At 72.7% G+C, this 16,283-nt stretch carries 16 protein-coding genes; 8 read left to right on the forward strand and 8 right to left on the reverse strand.

Annotated elements, in window-relative coordinates:
* Nucleotides 1-29: 29 nt before the first annotated feature.
* The gene (locus Cba03nite_RS37380) at nt 30-230 is read right to left on the reverse strand and encodes a hypothetical protein (protein ID WP_203756964.1); all 201 of its coding nucleotides are present in this window, start codon (nt 228-230) and stop codon (nt 30-32) included.
* 225 nt (nt 231-455) lie between these two features.
* Between Cba03nite_RS37380 and Cba03nite_RS37385 the strand changes: the two genes are divergently transcribed.
* Both Cba03nite_RS37385 and Cba03nite_RS37390 read left to right on the forward strand, forming a co-directional pair.
* The gene (locus Cba03nite_RS37385; RefSeq protein WP_239126309.1) at nt 456-908 is read left to right on the forward strand and encodes a DUF6098 family protein; all 453 of its coding nucleotides are present in this window, start codon (nt 456-458) and stop codon (nt 906-908) included.
* Nucleotides 908-1,237 carry a DUF427 domain-containing protein gene (locus Cba03nite_RS37390; protein ID WP_203756967.1) on the forward strand — a complete coding sequence of 110 codons (330 nt, stop codon included), beginning with the start codon at nt 908-910 and terminating at the stop codon, nt 1,235-1,237. The genes Cba03nite_RS37385 and Cba03nite_RS37390 overlap by 1 nt, the downstream gene beginning before the upstream one ends.
* Before the next feature lie 45 nt (nt 1,238-1,282).
* Here Cba03nite_RS37390 and Cba03nite_RS37395 read toward each other — a convergent pair whose 3' ends face one another.
* Nucleotides 1,283-2,320 carry a nitronate monooxygenase gene (locus tag Cba03nite_RS37395; RefSeq protein ID WP_203756975.1) on the reverse strand — a complete coding sequence of 346 codons (1,038 nt, stop codon included), beginning with the start codon at nt 2,318-2,320 and terminating at the stop codon, nt 1,283-1,285.
* Between the two features lie 465 nt (nt 2,321-2,785).
* Here Cba03nite_RS37395 and Cba03nite_RS37400 point away from each other — a divergent pair, with 465 nt between their 5' ends.
* From Cba03nite_RS37400 to Cba03nite_RS37415, 4 genes are read left to right on the forward strand one after another with little or no spacing between them, the layout of a single operon-like run.
* Nucleotides 2,786-3,163 carry a helix-turn-helix domain-containing protein gene (locus Cba03nite_RS37400; protein ID WP_203756976.1) on the forward strand — a complete coding sequence of 126 codons (378 nt, stop codon included), beginning with the start codon at nt 2,786-2,788 and terminating at the stop codon, nt 3,161-3,163.
* A gap of 43 nt (nt 3,164-3,206) precedes the next feature.
* Entirely contained in the window at nt 3,207-3,749 is a 543-nt protein-coding gene (locus tag Cba03nite_RS37405) for a M78 family metallopeptidase domain-containing protein (RefSeq protein ID WP_203756978.1), read from the forward strand.
* Complete coding sequence (locus Cba03nite_RS37410; RefSeq protein WP_203756980.1) at nt 3,679-4,914, forward strand: MAB_1171c family putative transporter; 1,236 nt, start codon at nt 3,679-3,681, stop codon at nt 4,912-4,914. Before Cba03nite_RS37405 ends, Cba03nite_RS37410 begins: the two co-directional genes overlap by 71 nt.
* Nucleotides 4,911-5,516: a phosphoesterase PA-phosphatase gene (locus Cba03nite_RS37415; RefSeq protein ID WP_203756982.1), complete on the forward strand. Its 606-nt coding sequence runs from the start codon at nt 4,911-4,913 to the stop codon at nt 5,514-5,516. The genes Cba03nite_RS37410 and Cba03nite_RS37415 overlap by 4 nt, the downstream gene beginning before the upstream one ends.
* A 110-nt stretch (nt 5,517-5,626) precedes the next feature.
* Here Cba03nite_RS37415 and Cba03nite_RS37420 read toward each other — a convergent pair whose 3' ends face one another.
* The 3 genes from Cba03nite_RS37420 to Cba03nite_RS37430 form a co-directional block, all read right to left on the reverse strand.
* A complete protein-coding gene (locus tag Cba03nite_RS37420) occupies nt 5,627-6,985 on the reverse strand; it encodes a family 43 glycosylhydrolase (RefSeq protein WP_203756984.1) in 1,359 nt (452 codons plus the stop codon).
* A gap of 188 nt (nt 6,986-7,173) precedes the next feature.
* A complete protein-coding gene (locus Cba03nite_RS37425; RefSeq protein ID WP_203756986.1) occupies nt 7,174-8,394 on the reverse strand; it encodes an SLC13 family permease in 1,221 nt (406 codons plus the stop codon).
* A 174-nt stretch (nt 8,395-8,568) separates the two neighbouring features.
* Entirely contained in the window at nt 8,569-11,313 is a 2,745-nt protein-coding gene (locus Cba03nite_RS37430; RefSeq protein WP_203756989.1) for a beta-L-arabinofuranosidase domain-containing protein, read from the reverse strand.
* Nucleotides 11,314-11,629: 316 nt separating this feature from the next.
* On the opposite strand from Cba03nite_RS37430, the gene Cba03nite_RS37435 reads away from it, so the two are divergent.
* Nucleotides 11,630-12,649 (forward strand): LacI family DNA-binding transcriptional regulator, encoded by a 1,020-nt coding sequence (locus Cba03nite_RS37435; protein ID WP_203756991.1) that lies wholly within the window; start codon nt 11,630-11,632, stop codon nt 12,647-12,649.
* A gap of 9 nt (nt 12,650-12,658) precedes the next feature.
* Here Cba03nite_RS37435 and Cba03nite_RS37440 read toward each other — a convergent pair whose 3' ends face one another.
* Nucleotides 12,659-13,096: a potassium channel family protein gene (locus Cba03nite_RS37440; protein ID WP_239126308.1), complete on the reverse strand. Its 438-nt coding sequence runs from the start codon at nt 13,094-13,096 to the stop codon at nt 12,659-12,661.
* Between the two features lie 122 nt (nt 13,097-13,218).
* On the opposite strand from Cba03nite_RS37440, the gene Cba03nite_RS37445 reads away from it, so the two are divergent.
* Nucleotides 13,219-13,878, forward strand: a complete 660-nt coding sequence (locus Cba03nite_RS37445; RefSeq protein ID WP_203756995.1) for a hypothetical protein — start codon at nt 13,219-13,221, stop codon at nt 13,876-13,878.
* A gap of 123 nt (nt 13,879-14,001) precedes the next feature.
* Here Cba03nite_RS37445 and Cba03nite_RS37450 read toward each other — a convergent pair whose 3' ends face one another.
* On the reverse strand, nt 14,002-15,393 hold the full coding sequence (locus Cba03nite_RS37450) for a GH1 family beta-glucosidase (protein ID WP_203756997.1): 1,392 nt from the start codon (nt 15,391-15,393) through the stop codon (nt 14,002-14,004).
* A complete protein-coding gene (locus tag Cba03nite_RS37455; RefSeq protein WP_203756999.1) occupies nt 15,390-16,277 on the reverse strand; it encodes a carbohydrate ABC transporter permease in 888 nt (295 codons plus the stop codon). The genes Cba03nite_RS37450 and Cba03nite_RS37455 overlap by 4 nt, the downstream gene beginning before the upstream one ends.
* Nucleotides 16,278-16,283: the final 6 nt, after the last annotated feature.

Genomic DNA, 16,283 nt, shown 5'->3' on the forward strand with positions numbered 1-16,283 from the left:
TGGGGTGGGTGGGTGGGTGGGTGGGTGGGTTAGGCGTCGTCGAGCATGGCGTGGGTGATGATCCAGCCGAAGCGGAGTTGTTCCTCGCCGTGGAACTCGAGGGTGACTATGCGGGTGAAGGTGGCGTCGAGGTGGGTGGTGCCCATGCGGTGGACCGGGCAGGAGATCCAGCCGGACTGGGCGGACGCGGGGGTGGACAGGAGGACGTGCTTGCCGCAGCGGTGAGACATGGTCTGACCTCGGGGTTCGGGGGGTGTCGACGGTAGCACCGGGCGGGCGGGTGTCCAAGGTGTGCGAGCGTGAGAGCGGGACGGCAGCGAGAATCCGGTGCTCATCGGGCGGGGGACGACCCGGCCGGGCGGTTTGCCCGTTCCCTGGCTCGGGGTACGGAGATCACCGCAGGCCGCGGTGCCGAAAGAGCGAAGCCGGGCGACGAGGAGGGCATCGTGGGCGAGATGGCTACCTACGCCGCGCTGCGGCAGCTCGCCGAGCTGGTGGAACGCGAGCCCCGCGAGCTGTTCGTGCGCTGGTCGCGCGGGCCGGGCGTGGACCTGCCCCGGGAGCAGTCCAGCCGCGACGACCTGACCGGCTCGCCGATGCCGGGCCTGTCGGCGAACTCGCTGGCCGTCGAGCCGTGGTGGGGTGGGCGCCCGCTGGAGCTGTGGCTGGCCCGCCGCCTGTACGACTACCACCATCTGCCCGACCTGCGTGGTCCCGGGGTGCGGCCGTGGGTGCTGACCGGGGACGTGGTGGGCCGGGGTCCGGACAACGAGCCGCTGGTGGTCTGCCGGGAGGCGCTCGGCTGGATCGCCGACCCGGTGCTGGCGGAGGCGGCCCGGCTCGTCACCGCGCAGGGCGTACGCACCTGGGGCCCGCTCGACCGGCGGACCGTGCCGGGTCCGGGCTGATGCGCGTCCGGGCGCTCTGGCGCGGCACGGTCCTCGCGGACGGGCCGGACACCGTATGCCGCGACGGCGCCGTCTACTTCTCCTGGGACGCCGTGCGGTGGGCGCATCTGCGGCCGAGCGGCACCCGCACGCTGTGCCCGTGGAAGGGCGTCGCCGTCTACTACACGGCCGAGGCGGGCGGCGCGATCGGCCATGACCTGGCCTGGTCGTATCGGTATCCGTGGCCGTGGGCCTGGCGCCTGCGGGGGCGCGTGGCGTTCGGCCCGGCCGTGACGCTGGAGCCCGTCGCATCGCGTGCGAACCCGAGCGGCCCGCCAGCCGGCGCCTGACCCGGCTCCCCACCGCTGCTCGCGGCCCGCCACCGCGAGGTCCGGTCACAGGTCGGCGGCTAGGCGGGTGAGGATCGTGGCGGCCGGCTCCTCGGTGGCGTGGCGGAAGCCGGTGCCGGCCCACAGGTGCACGCGTTCCGGGTCGCCGGCCGCGGCGGCGGCGCGGCGCATGGGGGCGGTGAGGTGGTGCAGCGCCGGATAGCCGAACGGCGCGAGTTCGGCGTACCGCTCGGTGAAGCCGTTGCGCAGCGCGCGGGCGGGACGGCCGGTGAACGCCCGGGTGATCACCGTGGTCGTGCGGGCCGGATCGGCGAGCGCGGCCCGGTGCGTGGCGGTGGTGCCCGCCTCGGCGCTGCGCAGCAGGACGGTGCCCACGGCCACCGCACCGGCACCGGCCGCGACGGCCGCGGCGACGTCCGCGGCGGTGGCGAGCCCGCCGGCGGCGATCACCGGCAGGCCGGTCGCGTGCCGGACCGCGCCGACCAGGTCGACGAGGGACAGGTCGGCGACGGGCGCGGTGGGGGTGAACGTGCCGGAGTGCCCGCCCGCGGCCGCGGCCTGCACGGCGAGCACGTCGACGCCCGCCTCGGCGGCGGCCTTCGCCTCGGCCACCGACGTGACGGTCTGCAGCAGCAGCGCCCCGGTGCGCCGCAGCGCGGCCAGGTCCGCGCGGCTCGGCAGCCCGAAGGTCAGGCTCACGACCGGCGCCGGCCGCTCCCGCAGCACGGCGAGCTTGGCGTGCCAGGCATCGTCGTCCTCGACCGGCGCCGCCGCCGGATCGACCCTGACGCCGTGGCGCTCTCCCTCGGCCGCGACGAGGGCCGCGTACCGCGCGAACGCGGCGCGGTCGACCGGCAGCGGGTTGGGCACGAACAGGTTGACGCCGTACGGCACCGACGCCGCGGCCAGGACGGCGATCTCCTCGGCGAACGTCTGGGGTGTCTTGTACCCGGCGGCGAGGAAGCCCAGGCCGCCCGCACGGGCGGCTGCGGTGACCAGCGCGGGGGTGCCCGCCCCACCGGCCATCGGCGCGGCGAGCACGGGTGTGGTGATTCCGAGCGTGCGGGCGAGGGTGCTGGGCATGGTCGGCTCCCGGGTGCGGCGGGCGACGCCTGCGGACGCCGTCGACGTCCATGATCCCTCGCACCGGAGCCGGACATGGCAAAGGCCGCACCGCCACGGGGGAAGCAGCACGGCCTTCGTCGAGCCAGAACGATACGCCTATCCGGCGGCGCCGTCCACACCCGGTCTCCCGCGCGACGTGAACGAGTTCAGGCGGCAGCGGTGCACCCGCTGCCGCCTGCAGGTTCCTCGGCGGGTCTCCATGCAAGGTGACCGGGATCGCTCCCCGCGACCTTGCCCCCCGTTACCGCAGACCCGCCTCGCCGCGCCCCCGCCTGACGGTGCGCAGCGACGAACTTGAGGTTCCTGTTTGGTCAGCATAGAGTGATCAACCGTAGGCTTGTCAACGGGTGATTACAAAACCTCCATAATGTACTCAGCTGTTTACGAGCACGGCACCGCGGATCGACGTGAGGACACCGGGCCATGAGCAGGCAGACCGGGGGCGAGACGATCGCCGCGCGGGTGGCGCAGCTGTTCGAGACACACCGCCGCCCCGACGGCCGACGCTGGACCACCCGCGAGGTCGCCGCCGCCGTGGGGTGCTCGCACACCCACATCGCGGAGATCGCCAACGGCCGGGTAGCCGACCCGCACGTCAACGTGCTGGTGGGCATCGCGGGCTTCTTCGGCAAGGACTCGGCTTACCTGATACCCCCGTCCAAGGCCGGCTTCCGGCCGCAGTCGGAGGAGGTCGCCTCCATCGCGTTCCGGGCGTCCCGGCTGGACGCCGAAGCGCTGCGCGGGGTCAAGGCGCTGATCGACGAGATCCTGGCCGAGGGGCCGGACGGCGGCGATCGGTAGGATCCAGCTTCCTTGGACCGGCCGACACGGGGAGGCGACCCAGGTGGGTGACCTGCGCGAGATCCGGCGCGCCTGCGCCCGGATCGTCGCCACCCTGGACCCGCCACGGCCGTGGGAGCTGACGAGCTTCGTCGAGTACGTCTCGCGGGAGATCCGGCGCCAGCCGATCCACCTCACCGGGCGGCAGCTGCCGCCCGGCGTCACCAGCTTCTGGTTCCACGTGCCCGGCCGCGGCGACTGGATCGTCTACGAGGAACGGTCCGTCCCGCAGCACCAGCTGCACCTGGTGCTGCACGAGATCGGCCACATGCTGCTGGGCCACCCGGGCGTCGACCCGCGGGTGCTCGCCGACCCCACCCTCGCGCCGCAGTACGGCGGCCGCCAGGAGCACGAGGCGGAGCTGCTGGCAGGCGCGATCCTCAACCGGTTCGGCCCCTCGGCCGGCGGTGATCCGGTCGCCGACGATCTCGCCCGCGCCATGGAGACCTTCGACCCCTCCTGGGAGGCCACCCCCCATGTTCGCCCGATACTTCTCGGCCGCACTGCTCCTCGGCGTCGTGACCGCGGCGGTGGACCTGTGGCGTAACCCCAGCCGGCGGTCCGGGGCCCGCGTCTCCCGGATGCTGACCGTGGCGCTGGGCGCCGCCGCCATGCTGCTGCTCACGCCGGATGTCTACGGCGCGATCGACCGGTCGTCCGGAGTGGACAACCTGGCCCGGCTGCTGTCCAACTCGACCACCGTGGCCGCCTGCGCCGCCATCCAGATCATGATCCTCTACTGGGTGACGCCGCCGGCCCGGGTCGGGCGGGCGGTGCTGGTCCGCCTCGCGGTGCTCGCCGGGGCCGTCGCCGCCATGGCCGTCGCGTTCGCGGTGACGCCCACCGCGGAGAACAACGGCAACTGGCAGGCCGACAACACCGCCAGGCACGGCATCAGCGTCTACCTGGCGATCTACTTCGGTTACCTGGCCTGGACCGCGGTGCAGATCATCCAGTTCGTGCCGCGGTACGCCCGGCTCGCGCACCTGGTCCACATCAAGATCGGGCTGTGGTTCTTCGTGGCGTTCGGCTGGACGGGCATGATCTACAACGGCACGGGGCTGATCACAGCCGTGGCCGACGATCTCGGCGCGACCGGCCTGCCCGCGGCGCTGGTGCCGGTGTACCTCACCGGTCTCGGCCTGTCGATCGTGTCGCTGATCCTGAGCGTGGTCGTGCCGATCCTCGGCATCGCCTGGGTGAAGTCCCACCGCGCCTACCAGTGCTGCCGCCTGCGGCCGTTCTGGGCCGCGCTCACCGGCGCCCACCCGGAGATCCTGCTGGAGACGCCGGCCAGGCGGTTCGCGTACAACATCGGCTGCATCTTCGCGCGCGAGCACCAGGCGCTGTACCGGCGCACCACCGAGATCCGCGACGTCTACCTGTCGCTGCGGCCGTGGATGGACGCCGGCGTGCAGGCCGCCGCGGAGCGGCAGGCCGATGCGGCGGGACTGTCCGGCCGCCGCCGTGCCGCCGCGGTCGAGGCGGCCGTCGTGAAGGCCGCGCTGCACGCGAAGGTCAGCGGGTACGCGCCGACGGGCACCGGGGACGTACAGCCCGGCGGCGAGGACATGCCCTCCGAGGTGGCCTGGCTGCTTCGGGTCGCCGCCGAGTTCTCCGGCCCGGTGGCCGCCCAGGTGCTCGACGGACTACGCCGCGACGGCACGGCTGATCGCCCCACCCCCACGCAAGGACAGGAACTGCCCGCATGACCGACACCGCTGAAGCGGTCAGGACCGGCCCCGCCGACCGGGCCGCCGCGCTCCTCTCCGAGATGCTGCAGCCGGGCGTGTTCGCCGCGCTGCTGCCGCCCGCCGTCGGCACGCTGACCGCCGGGGTGCGGGGCGCGCTGTGGGGGCTCGCCGCCACCGTGTTCACCGCGGTGATCCCGCTGCTCATCATCCGCAGCGGAGTCCGCAAGGGCCGCCTGAACAGCCACCACATCGACCGGCGGGAGGACCGGGCGGTCCCGCTGGGGCTGTCGGTCCTCTCCGTCGCGGCCGGCCTCGGCCTGCTGACGCTGCTCGGCGCACCGGCCGCCGTGCGTGCCACCGTCGCCGTGTTCGGCGCCGCCCTGGCCGTGACCACGCTGGTCAACCTGGTCTGGAAGCTGTCCGCGCACGCGGCGACGGTGTCCGCCGCGGCCGTGACGCTGACCGCCGCCCTCGGCGCGCCCGGCGCGGCGGCCTGGCTGCTGGTCGCGCTCGTCTGCTGGGCACGCCTGCGCCTCGGCGCCCACGACGCCGCCCAGGTGGCCGCAGGTGTGCTCGCCGGCTCAGCCGCCGCCTGGACGGCCTGGACCCTCCTCACCTGACCTGGTCCACCGGACGCCGCCCGCGCACCCGCGCTCAAAGCTCCCGCCGCGCCGCCGGAACCGGGCGGCGGGAGCTTCGATCAGGTAGATGCGGCATCGGACATGCGGGGTCAGGCGACCTCGATGTAGTCCAGTTCGGCCCAGCGGGTCAGGCGGGTGAGGCGGATGGTGTTGGCGCCCGCGTTGAGGGTGACGTTGACCGGGGCCTGGCGCCAGGTCTCCCAGCCCGTGTTCGGGTAGTTGACCGTCACCGGCGACGCGCCGTTCACGGTCAGCGTGTGCTGCGCGTCGCCCAGGCCCGCCGAGTACGCGACGTAGACCGTGTACGCACCGGCCCGGGGCGCGAACACGCTGAGCTGCACCCAGCTGTCCGCGTAGTCGATGTACGCCACGACCTGCCCCTGCGACGCGGACGTGGTGCTGCGCACCGAGCAGTGGTTGAGCGCGCCGCGCTCGGCCTCGGTGCGCACCCGGCTGCCCCGGACCACCGGGAAGCCGCCCGACCAGCCGAGCGCCGCGACGTACATGCCGCGCGCGCTGTAGTTGTTGATCCAGCCGTGGAACACGATGCTGTCCCCGGCGGCGTCGCGGACCACGTCCGCCCCGCCCGGCCCGCGTACCGCGCCGTTGACGCTGTCCGTGGTGATCAGCGAGCGGTACGCCTTCGTGTACGACCCGGTCAGCGCCGCCGAGGTCGCGTAACTGGTCTGGTAGCCGTCGCCGCCGTACCCGCCGAGCGAGTAGAACAGCACGTACTGGCTGCCGACCTTGGTCAGCACGGGCGCCTCGATGACACCGGCCTCCTCGGCCCGGCCGCTGCGCAGCAGCTCGACGCGCCCGCCCTGGAAGGTGAGCCCGTCAGGGGCGACGCCCTGCAGCCACAGGCTGGTCGGCTGGCCGATGGCGTTGCCGTCGTCCTTGTAGAGCAGGTAGCGCGCGCCGGTGCTGTCGGTGAAGCTCGACGCGTCGATGTCGCCGCCCTCACCGCCGTTGCAGACCAGCGGCTGGGTGCCGACCGGCGTGAACGGGCCGAGCGGCGAGGTGGCCAGCGCCGCGCCGATGCACTGGCGGCCGACGGTGCGGCTGCGGGCCGTGTAGTACAGCAGGTAGCGGCCGTCGGCCCGGCGGGACACGTCCGGCGCCCAGGTCAGCCCGCCGCTGGCCCACGCGCCGAGGGCGGGCAGGGCGTCGCCGCGCCGGGTCCACGCCCCGGTGAGCGAGGACGCCGAGGCGACCGGCACGTTGCCGAAGCCGTTGTTCGTCGAGTACGCGTAGTAGACGCCGTCGAAGCGCGACACGTCCGGATCGGGGAAGTCGCCGTTGACGACCAGCGCGGGCGCCGTCGTCGCGGCGATCGAGACGTCTGCGGCGGCTGGCGCGGCGGCCAGGAACGGGCCGGTGGCCAGGGTCACGGCCAGCGCCACGACCGTCAGGGCTGCGCTGACGGCGGACGGCAGAGAGCGGGACATCGCTCCTCCTCAGCTCACTCTCAGTCACGGAGAGAATCAACGAGAAGGAAACTTTATCGAAACTCATCGCTATAGTCACCGCTGAGCCCATGATCATGTCGATCTTGCGCGAAGTGTTGCCCTTATAGGCGATATGAGCGTGTCGCACCCACAGTTCACGCAAGATCGGCCGGGGAGAGGGCGGCGGGTCAGCGGGCCGCTGACAGGGAGAGGGTGGCGGCGAGGAGGGAGGTGGCGGCGGTGACGGAGCCGGTGAAGATGAAGCGGGGCCAGCGGACCGTCAGGCCCGCCGCGCGGCAGCGCTCCAGCCAGAGCAGGGTGGCCAGGGAGGCCCACGGGGTGATCAGTGGGCCGACGTTGGTGCCGATTAGCAGTGCCAGCAGCGGGTCGCGGCCGGTCAGCACGCTCTCGGCGGCGGTGTACGCGGGCAGGTTGTTGACCAGGTTGGCCAGGAGGCCGCCCGCGGCCGCGGCGCGGACCGTGCCCGCCGTGCCCAGCCCGTCCCCGGCGAGCGCGGCGGTAACCGCGCCCAGGCCGTGCCGGCTCACCGTGTCCACGACGAGCATCAGGCCGGTCACGAACACGACCAGCCGCCACGGCAGCAGCGACCAGCGCAGGTGGTGGCGGCCCCAGGCGGCGTACGCAGCGGCCAGTCCCAGCGCGCAGACCGCCGCCGCGGCGCCCAGCGGCACTCCGGCAAGGATGGAGGCGATGAACATCGCGCAGCTCAGGGCACCCGCGATGAACAGCCGCCGGTCGGCGGGGCGGTGGGGCGCGGGCGGCTGGTAGGTGCCGGGGTTGCGGCGCCAGTAGAAGAGCCACAGGCAGGCGGCGGTCACCGCGAGCGCCGCGAGTTGCGGCAGCAGCATGCGGGCGGCGAAGTCGAGCGGGCCGAGGCCGATCCGGTCGGCGGCCAGCAGGTTGGTCAGGTTCGACACCGGCAGCAGCAGGCTGGCGGTGTTGGCCAGCCAGACCGTGGTCATGGCCAGCGGCAGCGGGGCGATCCCGGCGCGCGCGGCGGTGGCCAGCATGACGGGAGTGAGCAGGACAGCCGTGGTGTCGAGGTTGAGCACGACGGTGGTGAGCGCGGCGAACCCGACGCACAGCAGGAACAGCAGGCGGTTGCTGCCCCGCCCGGCGATGGTGACCCGGGCGGCGAGCACGTCGAACACCTCGGCGCGGGCGGTCAGCTCGGCCAGCACGGTCACCGCGGCGAGGAACAGCAGCAGGGGCGCCAGACGGGTGACGGTGGCGCCCGCCGCGGCGGCCGGGAGCAGCCCGGTGACGACGGCCAGTCCCCCGGCGGCGAGCAGGCCGAGCGCCAGGCGGTCCATGCCGCCGAGCCTGCGGCGGACCAGCGGCGCGCCGGTGACGAGGCCTTCGGCCGTACGCTGCGATGTCGCCGCCATGTACCACTTCTCCGCGCTGGATCCGAGCGCGGCAGTGGCCGGCGGCGGTGCCGGCTGTTCCGGTGATCTGCCGGCGCACCTGAACGATAGCCGCCGGACGGCGGTGTCCGCCCTGGTGGCGGCTCAGCGCGGCGGCTCGGGCGGGGCCCCGATCGGGCCCCGCCGCTCAGCCGTTCAGAGGAAGCGCCAGAGCCGGTCCCCGCCGGTGCCGTCGGCGACGGTGACGATCTGGGCGCCCTGCGCGGTGGAGCCGCCGCTGACGCCGAGCACCAGGCCGCCGTTTGCGCACTGGATGCGGAACGTGCCGTTGCCGCCGTGGCGCAGCCGCCAGCGGTGGTCGGCGGTGCCGTTGTCGGCCCACTGCATCACCCGCGCCCCGGAGGCGGTGGACATGTTCTCCACCCCGAGCACCTTGCTGCTGTTGCCGTTGCGCAGCCGCAGGTAGCCGCCGGTGTCGACGACGGCGGTCCACAGGTGGTCGGCGGTGCCGGTGTCGCCCCACTGCAGCACCAGGCCGCCGTCGGCGGTCGACATGTTCTGTACGCCGAGGACCATGCCGCTGGCCACGTTCTGGATGCGCCGGGCGCCCTCCGGGACGAACCGCCACAGGTTGTCCGCGCTGCCGTTGTCGGGGTCCTGCACCGCCTGCGCACCCTGGGCGGTGGACCCGTTGAGCACGCCCAGCAGCTTGCCCGTGTGCACGTTGCGGATCTTGTGAGAGCCGTCGCCGTTGTCGGTGATCGTCCAGCGGTGGTCGGCGGTGCCGTTGTCGGCCCACTGCATCACCCGGGCGTTGTCCGTGGTCGACATGTTCTCCACGCCGAGCACCTTGGCGCTGTTGGCGTTGCGCAGGCGCAGCGCGGAGCCGTCGACCACCAGCTCCCAGTTGTGGTCGGCCGTGCCGTTGTCGGCCCAGAGCACCGCCAGGCCGCCGTCCGCGGTAGACATGTTCTGCACGCCGAGCACGAGCCCCGTGGCCGCGTTGGCCAGCCGGAACACGGCTGCGCCGGTGCCGCCGCCCTGGCCCGCGGCGTTCCAGTAGACGGTGTAGTTGAAGCCGTGCGCGTCGTGGAACGGGCCCAGGTTGACCGTGGCGCCGTTGGCCGTGGCGGTGAACGCCAGCGAGCTGGTGGAGGTGCGGGTGACGCTGGAGGTGGTCAGCGCGGGCAGCGCGGACAGGGTGGTGTTGCCGTAGTTGCCGGCCAGCACGACCGGGCCGTAGGTCACGGCGGAGACGCCGGCGTTGTCGTTGGCCGCTCGCATGATCACCCGCATGGGCAGCTTCACGGTAACCGTGTCGCCGGAGGTCCAGGAGCGGGTCAGCACGGCGTACGTGCCCGGGTCGGCCGTGATGCTCTGCGCCACGCCGTTCACGCTGATCACGGCGCCGGTCGTCCAGGCCGGGATGCGGAACCGCATCGACCACGAGCCGCTCACGCTGCCGGTGACGGTCAGCGTCGTGGTGTCGGCGACGGGGTACGAGGTGGACTGGGTGACCGTGATGCCGCGCGAGGACCAGGTCAGCACCGAGGGCACGTAGAGGTTCACGGTCAGCGTGGTGCCGTTGTAGAAGTAGATCGAGTCCATCAGCTTGGTGTTGGTCTCGATGCCGGTGCCCTGGCAGCACCAGAACGTCGTGTAGTCGGTGCTCCAGGTGCCGCCGCCCCAGGCCGGGCCGACGCCGCGCCGCCCGCCGGGCTTGAGCGGGGTGAAGTAGGTGAAGTGGCCGTGGCCGTCGGCCGGGTTCTGCTGCCCGATCAGGTGGTTGAGCAGCGCCCGCTCGTAGAAGTCGAAGTAGGCGGCGTTGTCGGGGCTGGTGAGCCACAGCTCCCTGGTCAGCTTCAGCATGTTGTACGTGTTGCACGCCTCGGCGGTGTCGTTGCTGAGATACCCGGCGATGGCGTTGGGGGCGCGGAAGTGCTCGGCCTGGCTGTTGCCGCCGATCACGTAGGTGTGCGCGTTGACGCAGATGTTCCAGGCGTTGCTCGCGATGTCGCGGTAGCGGGTGGTGCCGGTGGCCTTGTACTCGCGCGCCGCGCCGATCCACTTGGGCACCTGGGTGTTCGCGTGCAGCCCGTTGAGCTGGTCCGAGTTGGACGCGAGCGGGTTGAACACGGCCGCGTGGTCGAAGCGCTGCGCCGCGGTCAGCCAGCGGGCGTCGCCGGTCTGCTGGTAGAGGTCGGTCAGCACGGCGTTCATGCCGCCGAACTCGGTGCCCAGCATGGCCTGCATCTGCGCCGAGGTGAGCCGCCCGGTGCGCCAGTCCACCCAGCCGGCCAGCGCCAGGAGCACGTCGCGGGCCTGTGTGCTGCCGATGTACCGCCACACGTCGAGCAGCCCGGCGAGGGTCTTGTGCACCGCGTAGTAGGGCACGTTGCCGTTGCTCAGCGTGCGCGCCTCCAGCGCGGTGAAGTCGGACTCGGGGAAGCCGGACAGGTAACCGGCGCTGAACCCGGCCGTGCCGTTGTTGGCCTGGCAGGCGGCCATGGCCGCGACCATCTGGTTGGCCTTGTCGCGGCAGGTGGTGTCGCCGAGCACGGCCCAGGCCTGCGCCCACGCGGTGAGGAAGTGCCCCTGGCTGTGGCTGCGGAACGGGAACGTCGGGGCCTCCCAGCCGCCGGTCGCCGCGGCCCCGTTGACGGACAGGCGGTGGTTGTTGCGGAAGACATACAGCAGCCGGTCGACGCTGACGTTGCGCAGGTAGCTCAGGGTGCGGTTCTGGTTGTCCAGCCAGCGGCCGGCGGTCAGCCGGACCTGGCCCAGCTCGAAGGGGTACGCGGAGACGCCGACGTCGGCGCGGGCGGGCGGCAGGGCGGCGGCGGCCCGGCCGGGGGCCAGCGCGGCGGGCACGGCGGTGGCGGCGGCTGCCGCGCCGGCGGCCTGCATGACGCGGCGCCGGCTGACGGACGAGGACCACATGTGGACTCCTGGAGGGGCGGGGACGGGTGGGCAGGCGAGGCTCGCGCCGGACGGCGCGTGACCGGTAACATCAGCGCGCCCGGAGCACACGCGGCAAGCTCTGCCCAGCTCCTGCGGTGATGGTGACGCTCAGAGGATCCCGTGCCTCGATGTCTCGTCTGTCGAATGTGAACGATCACATGCGCCGCGTCAAGAGTGTTGCGAAAAGGTTTCGAGGAACCGCAGGTCACGCGCGTCCCATCGTCCGATCCAGACCGGATACGGGCGGCGACCGGAAAGATCGTGCTGCGCTACCATGCGTCGACAGGGGGTCGCCATGAGCCAGCAGCCTGCCCGCGTTGCGGTCATCCGGGACGTCGCACGCCTCGCCGGCGTCTCACACCAGACCGTGTCCCGGGTGCTGAACAACCACCCGAGCGTGCGGGAGGAGACCCGCGACCGGGTGCTGCGCGCGGTACAGCAGCTCAACTTCCGGCCCAACGCGATGGCCCGCGGCCTGGCCGGGCGGCGCTCCCGCCTGATCGGCGTGGTCAGCTTCGACACCCTGCTCTACGGGCCCGCCGCCACCCTGCTCGGGCTGGAGCGCGCCGCCCGGCGGGCCGGCTACGGCATCCGCATCGTGGCGCTGGAGCAGCTCGACCGGGCCGGGGTCGCCGAGGCGGTGGACCGGCTCACCGAGCAGTCCGTCGACGGGGTGGTCATCATCGCGCCGCTGATGACGGCGGCCGCGGCCGTGCACAGCCTGCCCACCGGCGTGCCCGCGGTCGTCGTCGAGTCCGACACGGCGGGCGAGCTGCCGTCGGTCTCGGTGGACCAGGTCGCCGGGGCGCGGCTGGCCGTCGAGCACCTGCTCGCGCTCGGGCACCGTACGGTGTGGCACGTGTCCGGCCCGCAGGACTGGCTGGAGGCGCGCGACCGGGTGGACGGCTGGCGGCAGGCGCTGGAGGCGGCCGGGTGCCGGGTCCCGCCGATGGTGTCCGGTGACTGGAGCCCGCGCTCGGGCTACGAGGCCGGGCGGCTGCTCGCGGACCGCCCGGACGTCACCGCCGTGTTCTGCGCCAACGACCAGCAGGCGCTGGGCATGCTGCGTGCACTGCACGAGCAGGGCAGACGCGCGCCCGAGGATGTCAGCGTGGTCGGCTTCGACGACATCCCCGAGGCCGCCTACCTGTCCCCGCCGCTGACCACGGTCCGGCAGGACTTCGACGAGGTGGGCCGCCGCTGCCTCGCGGCGCTGCTGGAGCTGTTCGACGGCGGCGGGCCGGCGGTACGCCACCCGCGCGTGCCGCCGAGCCTCGTCGTCCGGGCCAGCAGCGGCCCGCCCCGCTCCGCCTGAGGACCCGCGCTAGGACGTACGCGACTGCTCGGCGCGCTCGGCGACGGCGTCCAGGCGTACCCCCGCCTCGGCCGCGGCGGCGGGGTCCAGGCGCTCGACGATGGCGCGGATCTCGCGGAGCTGGTTCTTGATCTCCTCCTGCTCCTCGTGCTGGAACGCGTCGTTGTCGACGATCAGCTTGCTGGCGAAGTGCGCCGTGATCAGCGGGATCACGAACAGCACCATGACCGAGATGAGGATCCCGGCCAGCACCCGGCCCGGCCAGGTCAGGGGGTAGCTGTCGCCGTAGCCGACAGTGGAGGCGGTGACCACCGCCCACCACACCGCGTCGCCGGGACTCTTGCCGTCTTCGAACAGCCAGTAGAGCAGGCCGGAGACCACGATCAGCAGCAGGTAGCTGAAGACCAGCGCCCGCGGCGAGTTCGTGAAGCGTTTGAGCAGGTCCATCGGCACATTGTGCAGGCGTGTGCCAATCCGTCCCATCGGCTGCGACGGCAGCGGAAAATGTCGGTCCGGCGGATTAGAATGTGTGTACGAAAAAGCGCCGCTGAGCTGCGAACGGAGACGCCATGCCCACCCCTCCCGCGACCGTCGCCGAGACCACCCCGACCGCCCCGCTGCCCTACGCCACCCTGCTGGCGTTCACCCGCTACGTCGACCGTTCCGGCCCGGCCAAGGCCACGTTCGTCGGGCAGCTGCGCAAGCAGCGGGAGACCGGCCGGGGCTTCAACCCGCACAGCCGGCTCATCAAGGCGCTGAAGACCGACATCGACCAGCACACCCCGGGCACCCACCTCACCGAGGTCAACGACCTGGTGGACCCGCGCTGGCAGCGGCTCTACGCGGCGCTGACGGCGGGCGCGGCGAGCTACCTGACCTCGATCGAGGGCCAGGGCGTCCGGCTGACCCAGACCAACGACGCGCTCGCCATGATCGGCAACCTGCCGGTGCGCATCGCCGCGCACTTCGGCCTGCGCTACGACGACGGCCGCAGCGAGGCGATCCGGCTGCACTTCGACGAGGAGGCGCCGACCGCCGACCTGATCACGGCGACGCTGCACCTGCTCCGGTCCAACATGGACCAGATCCTGCCGCACGCCGAGCCGGTGCTGGTCGACGTGCGCCGCGGCATCGCCTACCGCGGCGAGGCCGGCAAGGGCGCCGAGGTGGAGCGCTGGCTGACGGGTGAGGCGGCCGGCTTCGCCGCCATGTGGAACGCGCGCGGCTGACCCCGCACGGGCGAGCGCCCCGGCCCGCGATCGACTCGCGGACCGGGGCGCTCTCGCGTGACGGTCGTCCCGGCCGTCACGCCCTGCCTGAGCGCGACGGACGGGACCGCTCAGACCGGGCCCTCACAGGCCGTTGTCCCGGATGACCTGCGCATACCAGCGCGCGCTGTCCTTCAGCACGCGCCGCTGTGTGTCGTAGTCGACGTAGACCAGGCCGAAGCGCTTGCCGTAGCCGTACGCCCACTCGAAGTTGTCCATCAGCGACCAGGCGAGGTAACCGCGCACGTCGGCGCCGCGCTCTACGGCGTGGTGCACCGCCCGCAGGTGGCCCGCGAAGTAGGCGATGCGCTCCGGGTCGGCGACCCGGTCGCCCTCCAGCAGGTCGTGGTACGCCGAGCCGTTCTCGGTGACCATCAGCGGCGTGCCCGGATAGTCCCGGGACAGCCGCACCAGCACGTCCGACAGGCCGGTCGCGTCGATCGGCCAGTCCATCCCGGTGACGGGCAGGCCCTGCGGCGGGAAGTCGACGCCCTCGCTGCCCGGGTAGGACGCCTGCCCGACCGCGCCGACCTTCGCCCGCACCAGGGCGGGCTGGTAGTAGTTCACGCCGAGCAGGTCGATCGGGGTCGCGATGACGTCCAGGTCGCCGTCGCGGATCGCGTCCAGCGCGCCGAACCGCTCGAACAGCGGCAGCACGTCCGCCGGATACTGCCCGCGCAGCACCGGGTCCAGCCAGATCCGGTTCTGCAAGCCGTCGACCAGGCGCGCGGCGTCCCGGTCGTGCGCGTCGTGCGGGTTCTGCGGGCTGACCCGGGTCAGCACATGCGTGATCGACACCTCGCGCGCTCCCCCGGCCCGCAGCGCCTGCGCGGCCAGGCCGTGCCCGAGCAGCAAGTGGTGTGCGGCCAGGTACGCCGCCTGCGGCTCGCGCCGCCCGGGGGCGTGGTCACCGCTGGCGTAGCCGAGGAACGCCGAGCACCACGGCTCGTTGAGGGTGGTCCAGGTGGCCACCCGGTCGCCGAGCCGCGCGATCGTCGCCGCCGCCAGGTCGCCCAGGTAGTAGGCGGTGTCCCGGGCGGTCCAGCCGCCCTGATCCTCCAGCACCTGCGGCAGGTCCCAGTGGTAGAGGGTGACCATGGGCGCGATGCCCGCGGCCAGCAGCTCGTCCACCAGGCGGTCGTAGAAGTCCAGGCCGCGCGGGTTGACCGGGCCGGACCCGTCGGGCTTGATGCGCGGCCAGGCCACCGAGAAACGGTAGGTGCCCAGGCCCAGCTCGGACATGAGGCGTACATCGTCGCGGTAGCGGTGGTAGTGGTCGCAGGCCACATCGCCGCTGTGGTTGCGGAACACCCGCCCCGGCTGCCGCGACATCGTGTCCCAGATCGACGGGGTACGGCCGTCCTCGGCCGCCGCCCCCTCGATCTGGTACGACGCGGTCGCCGCGCCCCAGCGGAACCCCGGCGGGAAGGTCAGCCGCGACGGCGCGGCCACCTCCTGTGGCAGGACGCTGGTCATCCCTTCACCGCGCCCTGCATGATGCCGCCGATGATCTGCTTGCCGAGCAGGACGAACACCACCATCAGCGGCAGCGTGGCGATGAGCGTGCCGGTCAGCGACAGCGAGAAGTCGGTGATGTAACCGCTCGCCAGCGCCGACAGCGCGACCTGCACCGTCGGGTCCTCGGGGGTGAGCACGACCAGCGGCCAGAAGAAGTCGTTCCAGGCCGTCATGAACGTCAGCATGCCGAGCACGGCCGCGGCGGGCTTGGAGATCGGCAGCACCACGTGCCAGAAGATGCGCAGCGTGGAGCAGCCGTCGGCGCGGGCCGCCTCGATCAGCTCGGTCGGCACCGCCTCACCGAGATACTGCGTCATGAAGAACACGCCGAACGCGCTGACCAGGCCGGGTGCGACGACGGCGTACATGGTGCCGGTCCACTCGATCTTGGCCATCAGCATGTACAGCGGGATGATGCCTAGCTGCGTCGGCACCATCATCGTCGCGATGACGGTGATCAGCAGAATGTTGCGGCCCCGGAACGCCAGCTTGGCGAACGCGAACCCGGCCAGCGTCGAGAACAGCACCACGCTGAGCGTGATCGCGCCCGACACCAGGAACGAGTTCATCAGCGCCTTGCCGAACTCGATCGTGCCGAAGGCCCGCTCGATGTTGGCGAACAGGTTCGGGCCCAGGCCGAACGGCGGCGGGACCTGCCCCAGGATGCCGTTGTCGTGCGAGCCGACGACGAACGACCAGTAGAGCGGGAACGCCGAGAACAGCGCCAGGCCGGTCAGCGCGAGGTAGGTGAGCAGGCCGGGGCGGCGGTCGCTGACGCCCTTGAAACGCCTGCCGGGCGCGGGCGGCTGAGGGGTCTGCCGGGTGCGCTCCGGGCGGGTCATCGTGGT

This window comes from Catellatospora bangladeshensis (assembly GCF_016862575.1).
In the GTDB taxonomy this organism is placed as follows: Bacteria; Actinomycetota; Actinomycetes; order Mycobacteriales; family Micromonosporaceae; genus Catellatospora; species Catellatospora bangladeshensis.

What these genes read in the sequence shown, in the direction of transcription:
- Cba03nite_RS37385 (WP_239126309.1), top strand. Translation starts at nt 456, where the DNA reads ATGGCTACCTACGCCGCGCTGCGGCAGCTCGCCGAGCTGGTGGAACGC.
- Cba03nite_RS37440 (WP_239126308.1), bottom strand. Translation starts at nt 13,096, where the DNA reads ATGGACCTGCTCAAACGCTTCACGAACTCGCCGCGGGCGCTGGTCTTC.
- Cba03nite_RS37410 (WP_203756980.1), top strand. Translation starts at nt 3,679, where the DNA reads ATGTTCGCCCGATACTTCTCGGCCGCACTGCTCCTCGGCGTCGTGACC.
- Cba03nite_RS37390 (WP_203756967.1), top strand. Translation starts at nt 908, where the DNA reads ATGCGCGTCCGGGCGCTCTGGCGCGGCACGGTCCTCGCGGACGGGCCG.
- Cba03nite_RS37415 (WP_203756982.1), top strand. Translation starts at nt 4,911, where the DNA reads ATGACCGACACCGCTGAAGCGGTCAGGACCGGCCCCGCCGACCGGGCC.
- Cba03nite_RS37395 (WP_203756975.1), bottom strand. Translation starts at nt 2,320, where the DNA reads ATGCCCAGCACCCTCGCCCGCACGCTCGGAATCACCACACCCGTGCTC.
- Cba03nite_RS37430 (WP_203756989.1), bottom strand. Translation starts at nt 11,313, where the DNA reads ATGTGGTCCTCGTCCGTCAGCCGGCGCCGCGTCATGCAGGCCGCCGGC.
- Cba03nite_RS37380 (WP_203756964.1), bottom strand. Translation starts at nt 230, where the DNA reads ATGTCTCACCGCTGCGGCAAGCACGTCCTCCTGTCCACCCCCGCGTCC.
- Cba03nite_RS37420 (WP_203756984.1), bottom strand. Translation starts at nt 6,985, where the DNA reads ATGTCCCGCTCTCTGCCGTCCGCCGTCAGCGCAGCCCTGACGGTCGTG.
- Cba03nite_RS37445 (WP_203756995.1), top strand. Translation starts at nt 13,219, where the DNA reads ATGCCCACCCCTCCCGCGACCGTCGCCGAGACCACCCCGACCGCCCCG.
- Cba03nite_RS37400 (WP_203756976.1), top strand. Translation starts at nt 2,786, where the DNA reads ATGAGCAGGCAGACCGGGGGCGAGACGATCGCCGCGCGGGTGGCGCAG.
- Cba03nite_RS37455 (WP_203756999.1), bottom strand. Translation starts at nt 16,277, where the DNA reads ATGACCCGCCCGGAGCGCACCCGGCAGACCCCTCAGCCGCCCGCGCCC.
- Cba03nite_RS37435 (WP_203756991.1), top strand. Translation starts at nt 11,630, where the DNA reads ATGAGCCAGCAGCCTGCCCGCGTTGCGGTCATCCGGGACGTCGCACGC.
- Cba03nite_RS37425 (WP_203756986.1), bottom strand. Translation starts at nt 8,394, where the DNA reads ATGGCGGCGACATCGCAGCGTACGGCCGAAGGCCTCGTCACCGGCGCG.
- Cba03nite_RS37450 (WP_203756997.1), bottom strand. Translation starts at nt 15,393, where the DNA reads ATGACCAGCGTCCTGCCACAGGAGGTGGCCGCGCCGTCGCGGCTGACC.